We start from the raw sequence: 1,986 nt of genomic DNA on the forward strand, positions 1-1,986 counted from the left end.
TAAGAATTATAATCCAATTTAATTAATTTATTACCATCCAAGAAGAGGTATTTACACAAAAAATTACAGGCTACCTTAGATTGATTGAAAAATAATTTTTACATTGGCCAGGGTGTTATTATAAAAAAATATTATTTATTAACTTTAGGATTTTCCTTATTTTACCCCCTCAATTGGAGGGGGTAATTTTATTAAATATTAACTTTTTTCTTTCTCAAAATTATTTTATATCTTTTGTGAATTAAAAACTACAAATATTATGTAAATTAAAATAAATGTAATATAATTGCAATTTATAATTTGTTGAATATGCGTAAAAAAGTTATATATATGCATTTAAATCAAATAATCCATGACCAGAAAGTGTGAATACAATTATTTTTTCTTTATTTTCTTTTTTTGCATTTAATGCTTCTTTTATTGCACCGGCTATTGCATGTGAAGATTCTGGAGCAGGGATAATGCCTTCAAGTTTTGAGAATAATCTTGCTGCTTTAAATGTTTCTTCCTGTGAAAATGCTTTTGCTTCTATTAGATTATGATTTAAAAGCGCAGAAATTATTGGAGCTGCTCCATGATATCTTAAACCTCCTGCATGTATAGATGGTGGGACAAAATCTTTACCAAGTGTATACATTTTCAAAAGTGGCGTAAACCCTGCTGTATCTCCAAAGTCATATCTATATTCTCCTTTTGTTAATGTAGGGCAACTTTCAGGTTCACAAGCGATAAATCTAATATTTTTTCCAGATAATTTATCTGGAATGAACGGAAGAATTGTTCCACCAAAATTTGATCCTCCACCATGGCATCCTATTATTACATCTGGTTGAATATTTAATTTTTCAAGTTGTTTTTTTATCTCTGATCCAATAATTGTCTGATGTAAAAGTACGTGATTTAGAACACTTCCAAGTGCATATTTTGAATCATTGCTTTGTAGAACTTCTTCCATAGCTTCGCTTATTGCAATTCCAAGGCTTCCTGGGTGATTTTCTTCGTATTTTCTTCCAGATTTTGTGTTTCTACTAGGAGAGGGAGTTACTTTTCCGTTGAAAAGATTCATAATACTTTTTCTTGCGGGTTTTTGGTTGAAACTAACGCGAACCATATAGATATTTACATCTATTCCAAATTTTAATCCAGAATATGATAAGGCACTTCCCCATTGACCTGCACCTGTTTCTGTGTAAAGTTTTTTTACTCCTGAAATTTTGTTGTAATATGCCTGTGCAAGTGCGGTGTTTGTTTTATGACTTCCCGTTGGACTTTGACCTTCATATTTATAGTATATTTTTGCAGGTGTTTGAAGGTATTCTTCTAAGAAAATTGCCCTTATAAGTGGAGTAGGTCTATATACTGCATATTCTTTTAATATTTCTTGTGGTATATCAATAAATCTGTCGGTATCGTTTACTTCTTGTTCAAGAAGTGGAGCAGGAAAAATTTTTAATAGCTTTTCAGGAGACATAGGTTTATTTGTTTCTGGATCAAGTGGTGGATCTAATTTGAAAGGTAAATCGGGTAAAACGTTGTACCATACTTTAGGCATCTCCTCAAATTTTAAATTTACAAATTCTCTCATACTAATACCCCCTTTAGTTTTTTGTAAAAAAAAAAGCCGGACATGTTAAATGCCCGGCAATTGTCCTTTTTTGATAAATTTACCACGACAAAGGTGGCGGACAATTGCCGCTTATCCACCACCATGCAAAAATATTGTTATTTAAAACCACTATTTTAATCTTATTTTTAATTATCTTACAATTTTTCATCTTTTTCACCTCTTGTAACGAATTATACCTAACAATTAATTTTTTGTCAATATATAGTTAACAAGATATTGGGTAAAGAAATCCCCCTCTACATTAAGAGGGGGAAATTAAGTTATATTTTAAACTTAGAAAGATATTCATTCAAAGAAGATACAGCGATATTTAAGTCATCAGAGTAAGTTTTTACTTCCGTTGCCTGTTTTGCTTGTTC

1 protein-coding gene is annotated in these 1,986 nt (G+C 30.8%); it reads right to left on the reverse strand.

The window, feature by feature from the left end:
• Window positions 1-322: 322 nt before the first annotated feature.
• On the reverse strand, window positions 323-1,585 hold the full coding sequence (locus EO083_RS09680; RefSeq protein ID WP_126994245.1) for a TrpB-like pyridoxal phosphate-dependent enzyme: 1,263 nt from the start codon (window positions 1,583-1,585) through the stop codon (window positions 323-325).
• Window positions 1,586-1,986 lie beyond the last annotated feature (401 nt).

It is taken from the genome of Thermosipho globiformans (genome assembly GCF_003990895.1).
Classification (GTDB): Bacteria; Thermotogota; Thermotogae; order Thermotogales; family Fervidobacteriaceae; genus Thermosipho; species Thermosipho japonicus.